This is a genomic window from Streptomyces sp. SPB162 (assembly GCF_029504575.1).
Classification (GTDB): Bacteria; Actinomycetota; Actinomycetes; order Streptomycetales; family Streptomycetaceae; genus Actinacidiphila.
The window spans coordinates 5,202,343-5,220,540 of record NZ_JAQFII010000001.1 but is presented as its reverse complement, the minus strand read 5'-3'; the positions used below and the strand labels follow the sequence as shown (position 1 = coordinate 5,220,540).

General features: G+C 69.4%; 18 protein-coding genes. 10 read left to right on the top strand and 8 right to left on the bottom strand.

Annotated elements, in window-relative coordinates; genetic code table 11:
* Positions 1–132: 132 nt before the first annotated feature.
* Positions 133–528 (top strand): superoxide dismutase, Ni, encoded by a 396-nt coding sequence (gene sodN / locus M2266_RS23965; RefSeq protein WP_164298766.1) that lies wholly within the window; start codon positions 133–135, stop codon positions 526–528.
* A gap of 114 nt (positions 529–642) precedes the next feature.
* Here sodN and M2266_RS23960 read toward each other — a convergent pair whose 3' ends face one another.
* Positions 643–1,593: a MurR/RpiR family transcriptional regulator gene (locus M2266_RS23960; RefSeq protein WP_277440038.1), complete on the bottom strand. Its 951-nt coding sequence runs from the start codon at positions 1,591–1,593 to the stop codon at positions 643–645.
* Between the two features lie 129 nt (positions 1,594–1,722).
* Between M2266_RS23960 and M2266_RS23955 the strand changes: the two genes are divergently transcribed.
* The 4 genes from M2266_RS23955 to M2266_RS23940 all read left to right on the top strand — a co-directional run bounded on the left by M2266_RS23955 (position 1,723) and on the right by M2266_RS23940 (position 4,917).
* Complete coding sequence (locus M2266_RS23955; protein WP_277440037.1) at positions 1,723–2,622, top strand: pyridoxal-phosphate dependent enzyme; 900 nt, start codon at positions 1,723–1,725, stop codon at positions 2,620–2,622.
* A gap of 66 nt (positions 2,623–2,688) precedes the next feature.
* Positions 2,689–3,246, top strand: a complete 558-nt coding sequence (locus M2266_RS23950; RefSeq protein WP_277440036.1) for a GNAT family N-acetyltransferase — start codon at positions 2,689–2,691, stop codon at positions 3,244–3,246.
* A gap of 182 nt (positions 3,247–3,428) precedes the next feature.
* Entirely contained in the window at positions 3,429–3,842 is a 414-nt protein-coding gene (locus tag M2266_RS23945; RefSeq protein WP_138350908.1) for an anti-sigma regulatory factor, read from the top strand.
* A 109-nt stretch (positions 3,843–3,951) separates the two neighbouring features.
* A complete protein-coding gene (locus M2266_RS23940) occupies positions 3,952–4,917 on the top strand; it encodes an RNA polymerase sigma factor SigF (protein ID WP_277440035.1) in 966 nt (321 codons plus the stop codon).
* Between the two features lie 72 nt (positions 4,918–4,989).
* On the opposite strand, the gene M2266_RS23935 is transcribed toward M2266_RS23940, so the two are convergent.
* Positions 4,990–5,409 carry a hypothetical protein gene (locus tag M2266_RS23935; protein ID WP_277440034.1) on the bottom strand — a complete coding sequence of 140 codons (420 nt, stop codon included), beginning with the start codon at positions 5,407–5,409 and terminating at the stop codon, positions 4,990–4,992.
* A gap of 48 nt (positions 5,410–5,457) precedes the next feature.
* Here M2266_RS23935 and M2266_RS23930 point away from each other — a divergent pair, with 48 nt between their 5' ends.
* On the top strand, positions 5,458–6,426 hold the full coding sequence (locus tag M2266_RS23930) for a diacylglycerol kinase family protein (protein WP_277440033.1): 969 nt from the start codon (positions 5,458–5,460) through the stop codon (positions 6,424–6,426).
* A gap of 317 nt (positions 6,427–6,743) precedes the next feature.
* Entirely contained in the window at positions 6,744–7,001 is a 258-nt protein-coding gene (locus tag M2266_RS23925; RefSeq protein ID WP_138350912.1) for a WhiB family transcriptional regulator, read from the top strand.
* 208 nt (positions 7,002–7,209) lie between these two features.
* Here the strand turns inward: M2266_RS23925 and M2266_RS23920 are convergent, their stop codons facing one another.
* The 6 genes from M2266_RS23920 to M2266_RS23895 all read right to left on the bottom strand — a co-directional run bounded on the left by M2266_RS23920 (position 7,210) and on the right by M2266_RS23895 (position 14,970).
* A complete protein-coding gene (locus tag M2266_RS23920; protein WP_277441330.1) occupies positions 7,210–8,658 on the bottom strand; it encodes a PAS domain-containing sensor histidine kinase in 1,449 nt (482 codons plus the stop codon).
* A gap of 395 nt (positions 8,659–9,053) precedes the next feature.
* A complete protein-coding gene (locus tag M2266_RS23915) occupies positions 9,054–10,124 on the bottom strand; it encodes an SIS domain-containing protein (RefSeq protein ID WP_277440032.1) in 1,071 nt (356 codons plus the stop codon).
* A gap of 41 nt (positions 10,125–10,165) precedes the next feature.
* Positions 10,166–11,710, bottom strand: a complete 1,545-nt coding sequence (locus M2266_RS23910) for a glycoside hydrolase family 3 protein (protein ID WP_277440031.1) — start codon at positions 11,708–11,710, stop codon at positions 10,166–10,168.
* On the bottom strand, positions 11,707–12,561 hold the full coding sequence (locus tag M2266_RS23905) for a carbohydrate ABC transporter permease (protein WP_277440030.1): 855 nt from the start codon (positions 12,559–12,561) through the stop codon (positions 11,707–11,709). Before M2266_RS23905 ends, M2266_RS23910 begins: the two co-directional genes overlap by 4 nt.
* Positions 12,558–13,565 (bottom strand): sugar ABC transporter permease, encoded by a 1,008-nt coding sequence (locus M2266_RS23900; protein WP_277440029.1) that lies wholly within the window; start codon positions 13,563–13,565, stop codon positions 12,558–12,560. The genes M2266_RS23905 and M2266_RS23900 overlap by 4 nt, the downstream gene beginning before the upstream one ends.
* A gap of 109 nt (positions 13,566–13,674) precedes the next feature.
* Positions 13,675–14,970, bottom strand: a complete 1,296-nt coding sequence (locus M2266_RS23895) for an extracellular solute-binding protein (RefSeq protein WP_277440028.1) — start codon at positions 14,968–14,970, stop codon at positions 13,675–13,677.
* Positions 14,971–15,289: 319 nt separating this feature from the next.
* On the opposite strand from M2266_RS23895, the gene M2266_RS23890 reads away from it, so the two are divergent.
* The 3 genes from M2266_RS23890 to M2266_RS23880 all read left to right on the top strand — a co-directional run bounded on the left by M2266_RS23890 (position 15,290) and on the right by M2266_RS23880 (position 18,186).
* Complete coding sequence (locus M2266_RS23890) at positions 15,290–16,072, top strand: GntR family transcriptional regulator (protein WP_138351076.1); 783 nt, start codon at positions 15,290–15,292, stop codon at positions 16,070–16,072.
* A gap of 222 nt (positions 16,073–16,294) precedes the next feature.
* Positions 16,295–16,561, top strand: a complete 267-nt coding sequence (locus M2266_RS23885; RefSeq protein WP_277440027.1) for a DUF3311 domain-containing protein — start codon at positions 16,295–16,297, stop codon at positions 16,559–16,561.
* Positions 16,558–18,186 (top strand): sodium:solute symporter, encoded by a 1,629-nt coding sequence (locus M2266_RS23880; protein WP_277440026.1) that lies wholly within the window; start codon positions 16,558–16,560, stop codon positions 18,184–18,186. The genes M2266_RS23885 and M2266_RS23880 overlap by 4 nt, the downstream gene beginning before the upstream one ends.
* Positions 18,187–18,198: the final 12 nt, after the last annotated feature.

Sequence of the window (18,198 nt, the reverse complement as noted above, 5' to 3'; positions counted from 1 at the left end):
TCCTCGTCCCTTCCTCCACCGGCCCCAGGGTGACACCAGACTTTTGTCCTAAGCCACCTGGGGCACCCGAGAAAACGACTCTCCTAGGGAGTAATCTCCCACCTGGAAAGACGATCACAAGGAAGGACAGCCATGTTCTCTCGCCTGTTCGCGCCGAAGGTCAAGGTCAGCGCCCACTGCGACCTGCCCTGCGGCGTATACGACCCGGCCCAGGCCCGCATCGAGGCCGAGTCGGTCAAGGCCGTCCAGGAGAAGTACCAGGCCAACGAGGACCCGGACTTCCGGACCCGGGCGATCATCATCAAGGAGCAGCGCGCGGAGCTCGCCAAGCACCACATCTCGGTGCTGTGGAGCGACTACTTCAAGCCGCCGCACTTCGAGAAGTACCCCGAGCTGCACCAGCTCATCAACGACGCCCTCAAGGCGGGAAGTGCCGCCAAGGCGTCGAACGACCCGAAGACGGGTGAGAAGCTCCTCGAGCTGATCGCCCGGATCGACACCATCTTCTGGGAGACCAAGAAGGCCTGAGCTCCACCTGGGCCTTTCGGCCTGTGACAACACCACGGTCACAGACCTGTCGCCCGTACCCGGTCCGCCTCGGCGTACCGGGTACGGGCGTTTCCGCGCTCCGGGACCGGACGTTCAGGAGCGGTCGCTCTCCAGCGCCTGGCGCGTGACCCGCAGCGCGTGGTCGGACTTCTCGTAGGTGCGCTGCGCCACGCAGACGAAGAGGCAGTCGACGACGACGAGTTGGCTGATCCGGCTGGCCATCGCGCCGGGCCGGAAGGTCGTCTCGCGCCCCGCCGACGCCAGCACGAAGTCGGCGAGGCGGGCGGCGGACGACTGCGGGTGGTTGGTGATGACGACGGTGGTCGCGCCCTGGTCGGCGGCCCGGCGCAGCGGCTCCAGGACGTCGCGGCTCTCACCGGAGTGCGACACGGCGAGGAAGACGTCGCCGGGCCCGAGCAGCACCGCGCTGGTCAGCGCGGACTGGGAGTCGCCGTGGGCGTGGCAGGGCCGTCCTATGCGCTGCAGCTTCTGGTGCAGGTCCTGCGCGACCAGCCCGGACGCGCCGACGCCCGCGATGTGCAGCTGGCCGTCGCCGCAGACCGCGAGCGCGGCGCCCAGCAACTGCCCGGGATCGAGCTGGGTCTCGGTCTCCAGGACCGCCTGGGACTCGGTGTGCACCAGCTTGGCCATCACGTCCGCGGGTGAATCCAGGCGGGTGATCCCCGAGGTCAGGGTCGAGCGCGGGGCCTGCCGGGCGGCCGACGCGGCCAGCGCCAGCCGGAGTTCGGGGTAGCCGGAGAAGCCCAGCGCCCTGGCGGTCCTGACGATCGAGGAGTCGCTGGTGCCCGCCAGCGCGCTCAGCTCCGAGATGGTGCTGCGGGCGACCTGGGCGGGATCCTCGACGATCAGCCGGGCTATGCGCGCGGAAGCGGGCGTCAGCGAGGGCAGCAGCCCGCGTACCGTCGCGGCGAGCCCGTCGCCCGGCCCGGGCAGGGGTGGCGGGGAGGCTTGCGGAACTATGGATTCCAGTTCTGGATCCGGGCCGCCGGAGAGGTCTCTGCCGTTCGTGCCGTCCGTCTTCACGTGAGAAGAATGCACCGGGGGCGGCCCTTTTCGGGAGCTTCTTCCCTGCCCCGAGGGACTTCTGAGGCCATTGCGACGGTTTGCGGCCCACGAACCGGCGGCGTCCTGCCTGCGGGGGACAATGCCCTGGTGACCGCCACCGGCCCGCCGCTCGACGCGCTGCGCCCCCGGCTGCCCTCACCGCTGGTCGCGATCGAGGACGGCCGGCTCGCACGGCACGGCGTCCGGCTGCTGCTGAAGCGCGACGACCTGATCCATCCGGACCTGCCGGGCAACAAGTGGCGCAAGCTGCGGCTCAACCTCCAGGCCGCCGCCGACGCCGGCCACGACACCCTGCTGACCTTCGGCGGCGCCTACTCCAACCACCTGCGCGCGACCGCCGCCGCGGGCCGCCTGCTCGGCTTCGCCACCGTCGGCGTCGTACGCGGCGACGAGCTGGCCACGCGCCCACTGAACGCCTCGCTGGCCCGCGCCGCGGCCGACGGCATGCGGCTGGTCTTCGTCGACCGGAGCACGTACCGCCGCAAGGCGGAGCCGGACGTCGTCGAGGCGCTGCGGGAGCGCTTCGGGCGCTGCTACGTGGTGCCGGAGGGCGGCAGCAACGCGCTGGCGGCCCGCGGCTGCGCCGACCTGGGCAGGGAGCTGCGCGGCGCCGCGGACGTCGTCGCGGTGGCCTGCGGCACCGGCGGCACGCTCGCAGGGCTCGCCGCGGGGCTGGAGCCGGGGGCCCAGCGCGCGATCGGCTTCCCGGTACTCAGGGGCGGCTTCCTGGACGCCGCGGTGCGGGGGCTGCAGGAGGACGCGTTCGGCCGCCGGATCGGCGACTGGCGGCTCGACGGGCGCTTCCACCACGGCGGCTACGCCCGCACCACCCCCGAGCTCGACGCCTTCGCCGAGGACTTCGCCGTCCGGCACGGCCTGGCCCCGGACCGCGTCTACGTGGCGAAGATGCTGCACGGCCTGTTCACCCTGGTGGACGAGGGGGCTTTCCCGCCGGGTACCCGCCTCGCGGCCGTCGTGACGGGATGAGGGCACCGACCCCCGAGCGTGATCTCCACCACTCTCGAGCCATCTCCGACCGCGTAACCTTGACGCATGATCCGAGCCGCCACCCCCGCCGACGTCCCGGCGATCCACGCCATGATCCGCGAACTCGCGGAGTACGAAAAGGCGCTGGAGGAAGCCCGCGCGACGCCGGAGCAATTGCACGACGCCCTTTTCGGAGCGCATCCGGCGGTCTACGCCCTGATCGCGGAGGACGGTTCCGCGGCGAATTCGGGGAGTGATTCCGGCAGTGATTCCGGGGACCGCACGGTGGGATTCGCCCTGTGGTTCCGGAACTTCTCCACCTGGACGGGCACCCACGGGGTGTACCTGGAGGACCTGTACGTCAGGCCCGAAGCGCGCGGCGGCGGCCACGGCAAGGCCCTGCTGGCCGAGCTGGCCTCGATCTGCGTCACGCGCGGCTACGAGCGCTTCGAATGGGCAGTACTGGATTGGAACGATCCCGCGATCGGCTTCTACCGCTCCATCGGCGCCTTCGGACAGGACGGCTGGACCGTACAACGACTGACGGGTGAACCCCTGCGCACCCTCGCCGACCTGGCAGTCCACCCGAACGTGGGCAACGATGCGACATCTCTTTCGAATTGAGACCGCACACCCCTAGCCACGTTGTGTACTCATACGCTTACCATGGGTGACAACCGTGGGGTGTCGGGCCAGGACTCACTCATGGCGGCGGCTGTGCTCCGTCCGGGCGACATCAGGGCACAGATCGCGATAGCGTCGCTGGCGAACCAGAGCAATCACTGTGTGCCACCTTGGAGGTGAGGGTGTCCCAGATCGCAGGCGAGCCCGGGACGAAGGACTTCGTTGAGGTCCGGCTGCCCGCGGCGGGGGCCTATCTGTCGGTGCTGCGTACGGCTACGGCCGGTCTAGCGGCACGGCTGGACTTCACCCTCGACGAGATCGAAGACCTGCGCATCGCCGTGGACGAGGCGTGCGCGATCCTGCTGCAGCAGGCCGTTCCCGGCAGCGTATTGAGTTGCGTCTTCCGACTCGTCGGAGACGCGCTGTGGGTGCGCGTTTCGGCACCCACGACCGATGGTCGCGCTCCGGAGCGGGACACCTTCGCCTGGACAGTGCTCTCCGCACTGGCCGGCGAGGTGGATGCCACGGTCGCGGAGGACAAGACCGTCAGCATCAGCCTGCACAAGAAGCGCGGTGCCGGCCCCGGACAGTCGTGAGGTCCCCAGATGCAGGCAGCCCGTAGGCGCGGACCCGAAGCAGGTCAGCGTGTCCCGGTCCCCCGAAGGGCCGGTAACGGTACAACCGTGCACGGAACGGGGAAACGCCATGAGTGCTGATCTATCCCGGGAGGCAGCTCCCGGACCCCCGGCGGACAACGGCATGCCCGCGGTGCGGGGCCGCGCCGCCGTACCCGTCCAGGCGTCGCCCGCCGGGGCGGCCGGGCGGTATGCGGCGCGGCAGCACCCCGGGTCCCGTACTGAGGCAATGGACGCGGCGGAGCAGGCGGATCCCATGGACCAGCAAGAGCAGCACGACCCGCATGACCGGGCCGGCGCCCGAGCGCTCTTCGTGGAGCTGAGCAAGCTCCCGGACGGCTCACCGGAACGCGCCGAGCTGCGCAACCGGCTGGTGCGTATGCACCTGCCGCTGGTGGAGCACCTGGCGCGGCGCTTCCGCAACCGCGGGGAGCCGCTGGACGACCTCACCCAGGTCGCCACCATCGGTCTGATCAAGTCCGTCGACCGCTTCGACGTGGACCGCGGCGTGGAGTTCTCCACGTACGCGACTCCCACGGTCGTCGGTGAGATCAAGCGCCACTTCAGGGACAAGGGCTGGGCCGTCCGCGTCCCCCGCAGGCTCCAGGAGCTGCGGCTGGCCCTCACCACCGCCACCGGAGAGCTCTCGCAGCGCTTCGGCCGGGCACCGACCGTGCACGAACTGGCGGTCCAGCTCAAGATCACGGAGGAGGAGGTGCTGGAGGGCCTCGAATCCGCGAACGCCTACAGCACCCTCTCCCTCGACGTGCCGGACACCGACGACGACTCCCCCGCCGTCGCGGACACCCTCGGGGCCATGGACGAGGCCCTGGAGGGCGTCGAGTACCGGGAATCGCTCAAACCGCTCCTGGAGTCACTTCCGCCCCGGGAGAAGAAGATCCTCATGCTGCGGTTCTTCGGCAACATGACCCAGTCCCAGATCGCCATCGAGGTCGGCATCTCCCAGATGCACGTCTCCCGGCTCCTGGCCCGCACCCTCATGCAGCTCCGCGAGAAGCTCCTCGTCGAGGAGTAGCCGGGGAGTGGCACGGAACCACGGCGGCCGGACGGATCCCTGGATCTGTCCGGCCGCCGTGGTTCCGGGGGGTCACGCCCCGCGGCGGTCCCCGATGCCGAGGGCGGCGGTCGTGGCGGGGTGGACGAGGAGGAACAGTCCGGCCAGCGCGACGACGGCGAGGGCGGCGCCGGCGGCGACGAGCGGCGCCGCGCCGTGCAGGAGCGTCCAGGCCACCGGCAGCGCCAGCAGCTGGATGATCAGCGCCGGTCCCCGGCTCCAGCGCCGGGCGTGCAGCAGCCCGTACGCCGCCGCCAGCGGGATCGCGCCGAGGGCGAGGACGGTGAGCGCACCCACCACGGCGTTGCGGACGTTGTCGGTGTGCCCGGTCAGCGCCAGCACCAGCAGGACGAGCCCGCAGCCCGCCAGGGCGAGCCCTTCGAGGGCCGCGAGGGCCGCGGCGGCGGTCAGCCTGCGCGGTGTGGATGACGGGGTCGGGGGGATCTGGCTCACATCGGCCAGCGTAGCCCGGTGTACTTATGGGTAGGTACGCTTCCCCTCATGCGCGCACTTCTCGTGGTCAACCCTGCTGCCACCACCACCAGCGCGCGGGTACGTGACGTTCTGGCCCACGCCCTCGCCAGCGATCTGAAGCTGGACGTGGCGGCGACGGAGTACCGCGGCCACGCCCGGGACCTCGCCCGGCAGGCGGCCGAGGGCGGCGAGATCGAACTGGTCGTCGCGCTCGGTGGCGACGGCACGGTCAACGAGGTCGTCAACGGGCTCCTGCACAACGGCCCGGATCCCGACGGACTGCCGCAGCTGGCCGTGGTCCCCGGTGGATCGACCAATGTCTTCGCGCGCGCCCTGGGGCTGCCCAACGACGCCGTCGAGGCGACCGGCGCCCTGCTGGACGCCCTGCACGACCAGTCGTCGCGCACGGTCGGCCTGGGACTGGTGAGCGGCACGCCCGGTACGGAGGACGAGGGAGTCCCGTCGCGCTGGTTCACCTTCTGCGCCGGGCTGGGCTTCGACGCCGGCGTGGTCGGCCGGGTCGAACAGCAACGCGACATGGGGAAGCGCTCGACGCACGCGCTGTACATGCGCCAGGTGATGCGCCAGTTCCTGGCGGAGACGCACCGGGGGCCCGGTTCGATCACGCTGGAGCGCCCGGACCAGGACCCGGTGACCGGGCTGGTGCTGTCGATAGTCTGCAACACCGCTCCCTGGACCTACCTGGGCAATCGTCCGGTGTACGCGTCCCCCGAGGCCTCTTTCGACACCGGCCTCGACGTGCTCGGGGTGTCCAAGATGTCCACGACGTCGGCGATGCGTTACGCCGCGCAACTGCTGCGTTCGAGCCCCGATCGAGGCCCGCACGGCAAGCATGTGGCCTCCTTGCACGACCTGACCGACTTCACCTTGCATTCGCAGGCGCCACTCCCCTTCCAGGTGGACGGCGACCACCTGGGGCTGCGTACCAGCGCAACCTTCACAGGCGTACGCCGTGCACTGCGTGTGATTGTGTAAGCGGAAGAGCCCAAAGTCCTTTTACTCGAACGTTTAGGCTGCCCTGCACCCCATGGAAGTACGGCTGTGATGCAGGCGACACCGAGGAATCAAAAAAAACTTTCCTGAAGGGGTTGTATCCGCAGCCCAGGTTTGCGAGTCTCTACATGGCGATCGGGACGGCCAACAACCGGAGTCCCTTGAGAGCCCGAATCCACCACCTCACATCAGCGGGACTGCACCAGGAAACTGGGCGTAGTGCCGTGCCCTGTGAGGGGATTCGTGAAAGCGTTCACATTCACAAGCAACGTGCTTGTCACAAAGGAGTTGGAGCAGCCATGGACTGGCGTCATCGCGCCGTTTGCCGCGAGGAAGACCCGGAACTCTTCTTCCCCATCGGCAACACCGGTCCTGCGCTGCTGCAGATCGAGGAAGCCAAGGCCGTCTGCCGCCGCTGCCCCGTCATGGAGCAGTGCCTGCAGTGGGCGCTGGAGAGCGGCCAGGACGCAGGCGTCTGGGGCGGCCTCAGCGAGGACGAGCGTCGCGCAATGAAGCGCCGCGCCGCCCGCAACAGGGCCCGCAACGCCAGCGTCTGACGCCCGCGCCTTACCCCCGAGCCGCAGCGCGCAGCACCCGAATTCGTACGCGCAGCACACAGCATCCAGTAAGCCCCGACCGCCTGGCGGTCGGGGCTTACTGCTGTTCGCCCCGAGGACCGGGCAGGCGGCCGGGCAGGCGGCCGCACCCCAAACGCTAGGCCGTGTCTGACACATACCGGGCCAGGCGGGATGTGTCAGACACGGCCTAGGCCTCGGCGGGGAGTTCCAGTACGACCCTGGTGCCGCCCTCCGGCGCCGGGACCATGTCGAACGTGCCGGACAGTTCGCCGACCACCAGGGTGCGGACGATCTGCAGCCCCAGGTTTCCGGCCCGCTGCGGGTCGAAGCCCTCCGGCAGGCCGCGGCCGTCGTCCTGGACGGTGATGATCAGCTTGTCGGGGCCGACCGTCGCCCCCACCTCGACCGTGCCGCTCTCCCCCGGGCCGAAGCCGTGCTCCAACGCGTTCTGCAGCAGTTCGGTGAGGACCATCGCCAGCGGGGTGGCGACCTCGGCGGTCAGGATGCCGAAGCGGCCGGTGCGGCGGGCCGTGACCCGGCCGGGTGAGATCTCGGCGACCATCGACAGCACCCGGTCGGCGATGTCGTCGAACTCGACGCGCTCGTCCAGGTTCTGCGAGAGCGTCTCGTGCACGATCGCGATCGAGCCGACCCGGCGGACGGCCTCCTCGAGCGCCTCGCGCGCCTTGTCGGAGTCCATCCGGCGGGCCTGCAGCCGCAGCAGGGCGGCGACGGTCTGCAGGTTGTTCTTCACCCGGTGGTGGATCTCCCGGATGGTGGCGTCCTTGGTCATCAACTCGCGCTCACGGCGCCGCAGCTCGGTGACGTCACGCAGCAGCACCAGGGAGCCGATGTGGGTGCCCTTGGGCCGCAGCGGGATGGTACGCAGCTGGATGACGCCGTCGCCGCCCTCGACCTCGGCCTCACGGGGCGCCCAGCCGCTGGCGAGTTTGACCATCGCCTCGTCCACCGGGCCGCGGGCGGGGGCCAGTTCGGCGGTGGCCTTGCCGAGGTGCAGGCCGACCAGGTCGGCGGCGAGGCCCAGGCGGTGGTACGCGGAGAGCGCGTTGGGGCTGGCGTACTGCACGACACCGTCCGCGTCGAGCCGGATCAGGCCGTCGCCGGCCCGCGGCGCCGCGTCCATGTCGACCTGCTCGGCGGGGAACGGGAAGGATCCGGCGGCGATCATCTGCGCCAGGTCCGAGGCGCTCTGCAGATAGGTCAGTTCGAGGCGGCTGGGGGTGCGGACGGTCAACAGGTTGGTGTTGCGGGCGATGACGCCCAGCACCCGCCCCTCGCGGCGGACCGGGATGGACTCGACCCGCACCGGGACCTCGTCACGCCATTCGGGGTCGCCCTCGCGGACGATCCGGCCCTCGTCGAGCGCCGCGTCCAGCATGGGGCGGCGGCCGCGCGGCACCAGATGGCCGACCATGTCGTCCTGGTACGAGGTCGGCCCGGTGTTCGGCCGCATCTGGGCGACCGAGACGTAGCGTGTGCCGTCCAGGGTGGGCACCCACAGGACGAGGTCGGCGAAGGACAGGTCGGAGAGCAGCTGCCACTCGGAGACCAGCAGGTGGAGCCATTCGAGATCGGAGTCGTCGAGGCCGGTGTGCTGGCGTACGAGGTCGTTCATGGAGGGCACGTCTGCGAGCGTACAGGCCGTTTCGCGCCATCCGCGCCCGGCCTTTTTCCACTGATGCCCGCGATGGCATGGACAAGGGAGAATGGTCTAGTCCACAATGGGACCGAACAGACCTCCATCCTCCCCGCACAGGAGGGTGGATCGAGGCCGGGCGTTCTCTGCCCTGACTACGCCGCGGCCTCACCGGTCGGCTCCTGACGGGCCACGGGGAACCGCACACCCCGCAGGCCACGGTGCCGACAGCAGCTCCGGGCTGCGGTGCTGGAAGGGCTGAGGGTCCCTTCCCGGCGCCGCGGCCCGTGGCGTTTTCCGGCGCTGTTCCCCCTCCCCGTACGCGAAAGGCCCCGTCGCGGCACGGCCTTTTCCGTTCGGTCGGACCCGGGCGGTCAGTGCGTCTCGGTCACCTTGGCGAGGGCGCGCGGGGCGTCCGGGTCCTGGCCGCGGGCGATGGTCACCTCATAGGCCAGCATCTGCAGCGGCAGGATCTCCAGGATCGGCTGCACCTCCTCGGCGACGCCCTTCGTCGGCAGGGCGAAGCCCGCGGAGGCGGCGTCCACCTGCGCCTGGGGGCCGATAACCACCAGGTCCGCGCCCCGGCCGCGCAGCCGGTCCAGGACCGGCTGGAGGGCCTCTCCGCCCTTGCCCTCGGTGACGATGGCGATCACCGGTGAGATGTTGTCGACCATGGCCAGCGGGCCGTGCAGCAGGTCCGCGCCGGAGTACGCGAGGGCCGGGATGTAGCTGGTCTCCATCAGCTTCAGCGCGGCTTCCCTGGCGGTCGGGTAGCCGTACCCGCGGGAGGTGATGACCATGCGCTCCGCGAAGCGGTAGCGGCCGGCCAGCGCCTTGACCTCGGCCCCGCGCGCCAGGATCCCCTGGGCCAGGTCCGGAAGTACGTCGGCGGACTTCCCGTCGCCGCCCCGCAGCCCTTCGACGAACAGGTAGAGGGCCAGCAGCTCCGCGGTGTACGTCTTGGTCGCCGGGAGCGCCTTCTCCGGGCCCGCCAGCACGTCGATGTGGAACTCGGAGACCTCGGCGAGCGGGGAGTCCGCGTTGTTCGTCACCGCGACGGTGATGGCGCCGGCCTCGCGGGCCGCCCGGGTGGAGGCCACCAGGTCGGGCGAGCCGCCGGACTGGCTGACGGTGATCACCAGGCAGTCCGTGAGGTCCGGCTTCGCGCCGTACGCGGTGGTGGTGGACATGGAGGTCAGCCCCGCGGGCTTGCCGAGCAGCACCTCGATCAGGTACTTCGCGTACAGCGCCGCGTTGTCGGACGTACCGCGGGCGGTGAGCAGCACGAAACGCGGGTTCCGCGCCGCGACCTCCGCGGCGACCGAGCGAATCCGGCGCGCCCCCCGCTCCAGGATGCGTCGCAGCACGGCGGGCTGCTCGGCCATCTCGCCGGCCATGATCCGGCCCGGTATCGGTAGCTGCCGGGCCGGCGTCGGGACGGACATGCGGGGGGCCTCCAGGCTGTCGCGAATCTGGTCCGCGCCGGTCAGACCCCGGCTTCCTTGCCGGCGATGACCTCCGCGGCTGCCTGCCCGCACACGCGGGCCGCGCCGTGGGTCGCGATGTGCAGCGCCCCGGACGGCGGCGCCTGGGGCACCCCCATCTCCACCACGACCGTGTCCGGTCGCGAGGCGAGCAGGGCGGCCAGCGCGTCGGCCATCCACGGGTGGCGGTGAACGTCACGGACCACTGCGACGATCCTACGGTCGGACGCGGACTGCAGCACTTTCGCGCACAGGCCCTCCACCCCGCCGACCTCGGTGTCCGCCGCGCGGAAGGTACCGGTCACGGTGCCGGGCAGCAGCCGCTCCAGCTCCGCCGCCACGCCCCAGGGCGTCTCGGTGCCGACCGCGATGTTCGCGACCGGGGTGAAGGCGGCCACGTACGGCGCGGTCGCGATCGGTACGTACTCCTCCGTCCGGGTCACGCGCACGGCCCGGCGGGCCGCGATGAGGCCGACCTCGGGGTCGGGTGCGGTCCCCTCCGCCGCACCCGACCGCTCGGCCGTCCATGCCGCGAGCGAGCGCACCCGGGCGGCGGCGTCGGCGAGCCGCTCCTCGGGCAGATCGCCGTCGCGCACCGCACGCACGATGGCGTCGCGCAGCCGCAGCACGGTCTCCTCGTCGGCGAGACCGCCGCCGACACAGATGGCGTCGGCGCCGGCCAGCAGCGCCATGACGGTGCCGCGCTCGATGCCGTAGGTCGCCGCGATGGCCTGCATCTCGATGCCGTCGGTGACGACGAGGCCGTCGTACCCGAGACCGCCCTCCGCCACGGGCGCGCGCAGCAGCCCGTTGAGCGCGCTGGGGCTGAGCGTGGCGGGCCGGTCGGGGTCGAGGGCCGGCACCAGGATGTGGGCGCTCATCACGGCCTTGGTCCCGGCGGCGACGGCGGCCCGGAAGGGCACCAGTTCACGGTCGTGCAGGATCTCCAGGCCCACCTCGATGTTGGGCATCGCGTGGTGCGAGTCGACGGCCGTGTCGCCGTGGCCGGGGAAGTGCTTGGTGCAGGCCGCCACCCCGGCGGACTGCAGACCGGTGATCCACGCGGCGGTGTTGCGCGCCACCAGGTGCGGGTCGGAGCCGAAGGACCGCACCCCGATCACCGGGTTCCCGGGGTCGGAGTTGACGTCGGCGACCGGCGCCCAGTTGAAGTTGACCCCGCAGCTGCCGAGCCGGCGGCCGAGCTCCGCCGCCACCTCCTGCGTCAGGTCCGCGTCGTCGACCGCGCCGAGCGCGAGGTTGCCGGGGAAGGACGATCCGGTGCGCGCTTCGAGGCGGGTGACGTCACCGCTCTCCTCGTCGGCCGCGACCAGCACGTCCGCCCGTACCGCGCGCAACTGCGCGGTGAGCGCGGACAGCTGCTCGGGGGACTCGATGTTCCGGGCGAACAGCGCCACGGAGCCGAGCCCCTCGGCGAGTCGCAGCAGCAGCCACTCGGGCGCGGTGGTCCCGACGAACCCCGGCTGCAGGACGGCGAGCGCGTCCCGCGTCAGAGTGTCGGGGGCTGAGTCGGTAGAAATGACGGTCATCCCTTCACCGCCCCGGCGGTCAGACCGGAAGCGACCTTGCGCTGGACCATGACGAAGAAGATCACCACGGGCAGGGCCACCAGGATGGAGCCCGCCATCAGCGCGCCGAAGTCGGTGCCGCGCTGGCCGGTGAAGTTCAGCAGCCAAATGCTGAGTGTGTACTTGTCGTTGTCCTGCAGGAGGACATAGGCGAAAAGATATTCGTTCCACGCGGTCATGAGGGCGTAGATGGAGGCGGCGACCAGACCGGGGGCCAGCAGCGGGAAGACCACCCGGCGGAAGGCCGCCATCTGGCTGCAGCCGTCGACCATGGCCGACTCCTCCAGCTCCTTGGGGATGTTGACGATGAATCCGCGCAGCATCCAGACCGAGAAGGGCAGCGTCGTCGCCGCGTACACGACGATGACGCCCCAGTACTGGTTCAGCCCGCCCATGTCGTTGAGCTGGATGTAGATCGGGATCAGCATCGATGTGCCGGGGATCATCTGGATCAGCAGCAGCGTGATCATCAGCCCGCGGCGGCCCCAGAAGTGGAAGCGGCCCAGCGCGTAGGCGGCGAGCAGCCCGACGCCGATGGCGATCACGACGGCGAACACCGAGATGATGACGCTGCTCTTCACGTTGTCCCAGAAGTTGGGCATGTCCATCGCCCGGTGGAACTGGTCGAACGTGATCGAGCTCGGCCAGAGCTTCTGGTGGTAGCTGAGGATCTCGGTACTGGGCCGCAGCGCGGTGATGACCATCCAGTAGACCGGGAAGCCCATGACCACGAAGACGAGCAGGCCGAGGACGTTCCAGCCGGCGCGGTTCTTCTTCTTGCTCTTGTAGGTGACCTTGACGGCGGTAGTCACTCGACCTCTCCGATCTTCATCAGCTGGCGCAGGTAGTAGACGGAGACGCCGGACAGCATCACCACGGTGATGATGGAGATCGCGGCACCCCTGCTGAAGGAGTTGCTGGTGAACGCCTGGGTGAAGGAGTAGAGGCCGAGCAGTTGGTAGTCGGGCTCCGGGTGGTTGTTGCGCATCAGCAGCACCTGGCCGAGCACGCCGAAGTCCCAGATGATCGAGAGCGTCGTGGTCATGACGAAGACCGGCTTGATCACCGGGAAGGTGACGAACCGGAAGATGCCGAAGCCCGTGGCGCCGTCGATCCTGGCCGCCTCCTCCAGCTCCTTGGGCACCTGGGTGAGCGCCGAGTGCAGGCTGATGGCGATGAACGGGATGGCCGCCCAGACCACCAGGGCGGCGATGATCGCCAGTCCCGAGGTGGGGTTGAGGAACCAGTTGTGCCCGGCGTAGTCGACTCCGGGGAGCTTGCTGAGCAGCTCGTTGACCAGCCCGTAGTCCGAGTCGAACATGAACTTGAAGACCGAGGTCGAGACCAGCAGCGGCATCGCCCAGACGGCGACCATCGCGCTGGTGATCATCACCCGGAGCCAGGGCGACACCCGCTGCAGCAGCATCGCGATGAGAAGCCCGAGCAGCATGGTGAAGAAGACGCAGACGACGACGAAGACGGCCGTGCGGATGAACACGTGCCAGAACTCGGAGTCCCCGAGGATCTCCGTGTACTGGTCGAGACCGACCCACGGGGGCGTCGTACCGCCCCAGAGGTTGTTGCGGCGCATGTCCTGGAAGGACAGCACCACGGTGTCGATCAGCGGCCAGCCGAGCACGCCCGCCATGACCAGCAGGGCCGGGGTGATCAGCAGGTACGGCAGGGTTCTGTTCTGCCGGGTGGCCGACCGGCGGCGGGCCCCCCGCCCGGATGCGGGCAGGTCCTGAGCCGGTGGCGGGCTCTTCGCGAGACCTCGCTCCAGCGGCTCGGTGGCATGCGTGTCGGCGGCACTCATCTCGCTGACCTTTCTTCGTCGTCCATGCCGGGTGTGGAGGCGGACGGCCCACACCGTGGACCGTCCGCTCCTCAGGCCGTTCTTCCCCGCCCGCGGGCGGGGCCTGGGATCAGGAGGCGTTGTTGATCAGCGAGTTGATCTTCTCGTCGGCCGCCTTGGTGGCGTCCGCGATGGACTTGCCCTTGATGATGTCGAGCAGCATGTTCTTCAGGATGTTCTGCTTCTCGATGGTGGCCCAGCCCGGAGCGATCGGGGTGAACCAGGCGTCGGGCACCGCGTTGGCGATCGGCGCGGTGGCCGGGTCGGTCTTCAGCGGCTCGAGCTGCTTGGTGTTGTTCGGGAGGATCTTCTTGCTCGCCAGCACGGCTTCGGACTTCTCGCTCGTGAAGGCGGCGATCCACTCCTTGGCGAGGTCCTGGGCCTTGGACTTGCCGACGACGGCGAGGTCCGAGCCACCGATGAACGACGGCAGCGCCTTGCCGTTCGGGCCGGGCATACCGGCCGTCTTGATGACGTCCTTCAGCTTCGGGTTACCGGGCGCCTTGACGTCGACGACGCTGCCGGACTCCCAGCCGTTGCCGTAGATCAGCGCGGTCTTCTCCTGGGCCATGACCGCGGCGTGGTCGGCCTCGTCCTTGGTCTTGTCACCGTGGTTGTACTTGGTGACCAGCTCGATGAAGTGCTTCAGGCCTTCCTGGGCCTCCGGGGAGGACAGGGTGCCGGTCCACTTGCCGCCGTCGTACTTGGCGATCTGGCCGCCGTACGCCTTGACGTAGGACATGGCCGCGTACCAGTACTCGCCCGGCAGGTACAGCGGCGAGTACGCCTTGTCCCCGCCCTTGGCCGCCTGGATCTTGTCCAGGGCCGCCGTCAGGTCGGCCTCGGTCTTCGGCAGGTCGGCCGAACCGGTGGCGCTCTTGAAGACGTCGGTGTTGTAGATCGCCACGCGGGCACCCGCGTAGTAGGGCACGCAGTAGAGCTTGCCCTGGTACGAGCAGGTGTCCTCGAGACCCTTGATCCACGTGGCCGAGTTCTCGAACTTGGTCTTGTCGACCTCGGCGAGGGCACCGTTGAGGATGTAGGTCATGGTCTCGGTGTTGCCGAGTTCGACGACGTCCGGGGCGCTGGAGCCGGAGAGCGCGGCGTCCAGCTTCTGGACCTTGTCGCTCCACTGCTGGTACTGCACCTTCACGGTGACGTTCGGGTACTTCGCCTTGAACTCGTCGTTGACGCTCTTGACCAGCTCCGGCCAGGTGCTCTGGGCGTCACTCATGAGCCAGACGGTCACGGTGTCCTTGCGGTCCGCGGGCTTCGCGGACGCGTCGTCCTTCTTGTCGCTGCCACAGGCCGCGACGCCAGCGATCATGGTCGCGACACCGATTGCCGCGATGAGCTTGCGCTTCATGCCACCCTCCTCAGGATGCCCGAAACCACCCCCCACGGCCCGAAAGTCGGCTGCCGCGAGACGCGACAATTGCCGCGTCCTGCTTGTGGGTCTGGGATTGGTCTTTAATGGTTTAGACCAGTGAGCGCAGCTTGGCCTAGACCTTTAGGGGTGTCAAGGGTGTATAAGAAGCGCTGTCAGGTCTGTTATCGGACCGACACCTGAGGGGGACGTCACCTGCCATCGCCTCCCTGCACCACAGCAGCCCGTGCCACCATGTGAGCCGCGATAGACGGAGGAGCCGGTGACGGCAGCACGACAGCAGTCGGGAGTAGACGTCATGGACAGCGACGGGGGCGGCGGCACGCCGGCATCGGACGTGCCGGAGACCGCGGGCGCCGCCGGGCGCACCGCGCGTGTGCCCAAGTACTACCGCCTCAAGCGGCATCTGCTGGACATCACGCAGACGATGCCGCCCGGCACACCGGTCCCGCCCGAGCGCACGCTCGCGGCGGAGTTCGACACCTCCCGCACCACCGTGCGGCAGGCCCTGCAGGAACTGGTCGTCGAGGGGCGGCTCGAACGCATCCAGGGCAAGGGCACCTTCGTCGCCAAGCCGAAGGTCTCCCAGGCACTGCAGCTCACCTCATACACGGAGGACATGCGCGCCCAGGGCCTGGAGCCCACGTCGCAGCTCCTGGACATCGGCTACATCACCGCGGACGACCGGCTCGCCGGCCTCCTCGACATGAAGACCGGCGGCCGGGTCCTGCGCATCGAGCGGCTGCGCCTCGCCAACAGCGAACCGATGGCGATCGAGATCACCCATCTGTCGGCGAAGCGCTTCCCCGCGCTGCGCCGGAGCCTCGCCAAGTACACCTCGCTGTACACGGCGCTGGCGGAGGTCTACGACGTGCGGCTGGCCGAGGCCGAGGAGACCATCGAGACCTCACTGGCCACCCCCCGTGAGGCGGGCCTGCTGGGCACGGACGTCGGCCTGCCGATGCTGATGCTGTCCCGGCACTCCATCGACACCACGGGCGAACCGGTCGAATGGGTGCGTTCCGTCTACCGCGGCGACCGGTACAAGTTCGTCGCCAGGCTCAGCCGCCCGACCGACTGACCGCGGCCGGTCCCGGGCTGGTTCCGGGCCGGCCCCGGGCCGATCCCGGGGCAGGTCACGGGCCGAAAACCGCTCCGATCCACCCGATTCCCCCCTCGTCAGGGATCGAGTCCGTACCGATATGCGGACCCCTAGTGACGTGTGGCGGAGTGCTGCCCTAGATTTCCTGCGCATTACGCAGCAGATTCGCGCGGATTCGCTCTAGGGGACGGAGCCGAACAGATGTCAGCACCACCGGAAACACCGCCTACGCCCAACCGGACACCGGTCGTCACACCCTCGCGTGTGGTGGCCGGGGTATGCCTGGCCATCCCGCTGGTCGCGATGTTGTGGGTCAGCTCCTACGCGCGTCTGACGCCGGAGTTCATCGGCATCCCGTTCTTCTACTGGTACCAGATGGCCTGGGTCTTCATCTCGGCCGGGCTGACCACGATCGCCTACCTCCTGGTCCGCCGTGAGGAACGCGCACGCAAGGGGGTCTCGTCATGACCGGTGGCGTTAACGGTGTGGCGCTCGGCGTCTTCATCTTCTTCTTCGTGGCGGTCACCGCCATGGGCTTCCTGGCGGCCCGCTGGCGGCGCGCGGAGAACTCCCTGAGCCTCGACGAATGGGGCTTGGGCGGCCGGAGCTTCGGCACCTGGATCACCTGGTTCCTGCTCGGCGGCGACCTCTACACCGCGTACACCTTCGTCGCCGTACCGGCGGCGATCTACGCGGCGGGCGCGGCCGGCTTCTTCGCGGTGCCGTACACGATCATCACGTACCCGCTGGTCTTCCTCTTCCTGCCGCGGCTCTGGTCGATCTCGCACAAGCACGGCTACGTCACGTCCTCGGACTTCATCCGCGGCCGCTTCGGCTCCAAGGGCCTGTCGCTGGCGATGGCCGTCACCGGCATCCTCGCCACGATGCCGTACATCGCCCTGCAACTCGTCGGGATCCAGGCGGTCCTCGATGTCATGGGCGTGGGCGGCGGCGAGAACTCCAGCTGGTTCATGAAGGACCTGCCGCTGCTGATCGCGTTCGGGGTCCTCGCGGCGTACACGTACTCCTCGGGGCTGCGCGCGCCCGCGATGATCGCGTTCGTGAAGGACGCGCTGATCTACATCGTCATCGCGGTGGCGATCATCTACATCCCGTACAAGCTGGGCGGCTTCGACGACATCTTCGACAAGGCGGGCAAGGCGTACGCCACCGTCAACCCGGTGACCGGCAAGCCCCGCGGCTCGCTGGTCTCCGGGCCGCAGGCGCAGTGGGCGTACGCGACGCTGGCGCTCGGCTCGGCCATGGCGCTGTTCCTGTACCCGCACTCGGTGACCGCGGTGCTCTCCGGCAAGAGCCGCAACGTCATCCGCCGCAACACCACCATCCTGCCGCTGTACTCCCTGATGCTGGGCCTGCTCGCCATGCTCGGCTTCATGGCGCTGGCGGCGGGCGTCGGGGTCGGGGTGAAGGGGTACAACCCGCAGACGGCGATCCCGCAGCTGTTCGAGGACATGTTCCCGGACTGGTTCGCCGGGGTGGCGTTCGCCGCGATCGGCATCGGCGCGCTGGTGCCCGCGGCCATCATGTCGATCGCCGCGGCGAACCTGTTCACCCGCAACATCTACAAGGACTTCATCAAGCCCGACGCGACGCCCGCGCAGGAGACCAAGGTCTCCAAGCTGGTGTCGCTGCTGGTGAAGGTGGGCGCCCTGATCTTCGTCCTCACCATGGACAAGACGGTCGCGATCAACTTCCAGCTGCTGGGCGGCATCTGGATCCTGCAGACCGTCCCCGCCATCGTCGGCGGCCTGTTCACCCGGTGGTTCCACCGCTGGGCGCTGCTCGGCGGCTGGGCCGTGGGCATGGCCTACGGGACCTGGAAGGCGTACGTGCAGCACACTCCGGCGCAGGCGCACTTCGCCGGGAACGCGGACCTGATCCCGTACATCGGTGAGAAGGGTTACATCGGCCTCACCGCCTTCGTGCTCAACGTCGTCATAGCGGTCGTCCTCACCTTCGTCCTCAAGGCGTTCAAGGTGCCGGAGGGCGTCGACGAGACGTCCCCCGCCGACTACACGGCCGACTCCGGTGAGCCCGGCGTCCAGGAGGAACTGCCGCTGGCGACCGTCTGAGGCCCGCCGTCC

What these genes read in the sequence shown, in the direction of transcription:
- sodN (WP_164298766.1), top strand. Translation starts at nt 133, where the DNA reads ATGTTCTCTCGCCTGTTCGCGCCGAAGGTCAAGGTCAGCGCCCACTGC.
- M2266_RS23950 (WP_277440036.1), top strand. Translation starts at nt 2,689, where the DNA reads ATGATCCGAGCCGCCACCCCCGCCGACGTCCCGGCGATCCACGCCATG.
- M2266_RS23940 (WP_277440035.1), top strand. Translation starts at nt 3,952, where the DNA reads ATGAGTGCTGATCTATCCCGGGAGGCAGCTCCCGGACCCCCGGCGGAC.
- M2266_RS23930 (WP_277440033.1), top strand. Translation starts at nt 5,458, where the DNA reads ATGCGCGCACTTCTCGTGGTCAACCCTGCTGCCACCACCACCAGCGCG.
- M2266_RS23925 (WP_138350912.1), top strand. Translation starts at nt 6,744, where the DNA reads ATGGACTGGCGTCATCGCGCCGTTTGCCGCGAGGAAGACCCGGAACTC.
- M2266_RS23920 (WP_277441330.1), bottom strand. Translation starts at nt 8,658, where the DNA reads ATGAACGACCTCGTACGCCAGCACACCGGCCTCGACGACTCCGATCTC.
- M2266_RS23915 (WP_277440032.1), bottom strand. Translation starts at nt 10,124, where the DNA reads ATGTCCGTCCCGACGCCGGCCCGGCAGCTACCGATACCGGGCCGGATC.
- M2266_RS23910 (WP_277440031.1), bottom strand. Translation starts at nt 11,710, where the DNA reads ATGACCGTCATTTCTACCGACTCAGCCCCCGACACTCTGACGCGGGAC.
- M2266_RS23900 (WP_277440029.1), bottom strand. Translation starts at nt 13,565, where the DNA reads ATGAGTGCCGCCGACACGCATGCCACCGAGCCGCTGGAGCGAGGTCTC.
- M2266_RS23895 (WP_277440028.1), bottom strand. Translation starts at nt 14,970, where the DNA reads ATGAAGCGCAAGCTCATCGCGGCAATCGGTGTCGCGACCATGATCGCT.
- M2266_RS23890 (WP_138351076.1), top strand. Translation starts at nt 15,290, where the DNA reads ATGGACAGCGACGGGGGCGGCGGCACGCCGGCATCGGACGTGCCGGAG.
- M2266_RS23885 (WP_277440027.1), top strand. Translation starts at nt 16,295, where the DNA reads ATGTCAGCACCACCGGAAACACCGCCTACGCCCAACCGGACACCGGTC.
- M2266_RS23880 (WP_277440026.1), top strand. Translation starts at nt 16,558, where the DNA reads ATGACCGGTGGCGTTAACGGTGTGGCGCTCGGCGTCTTCATCTTCTTC.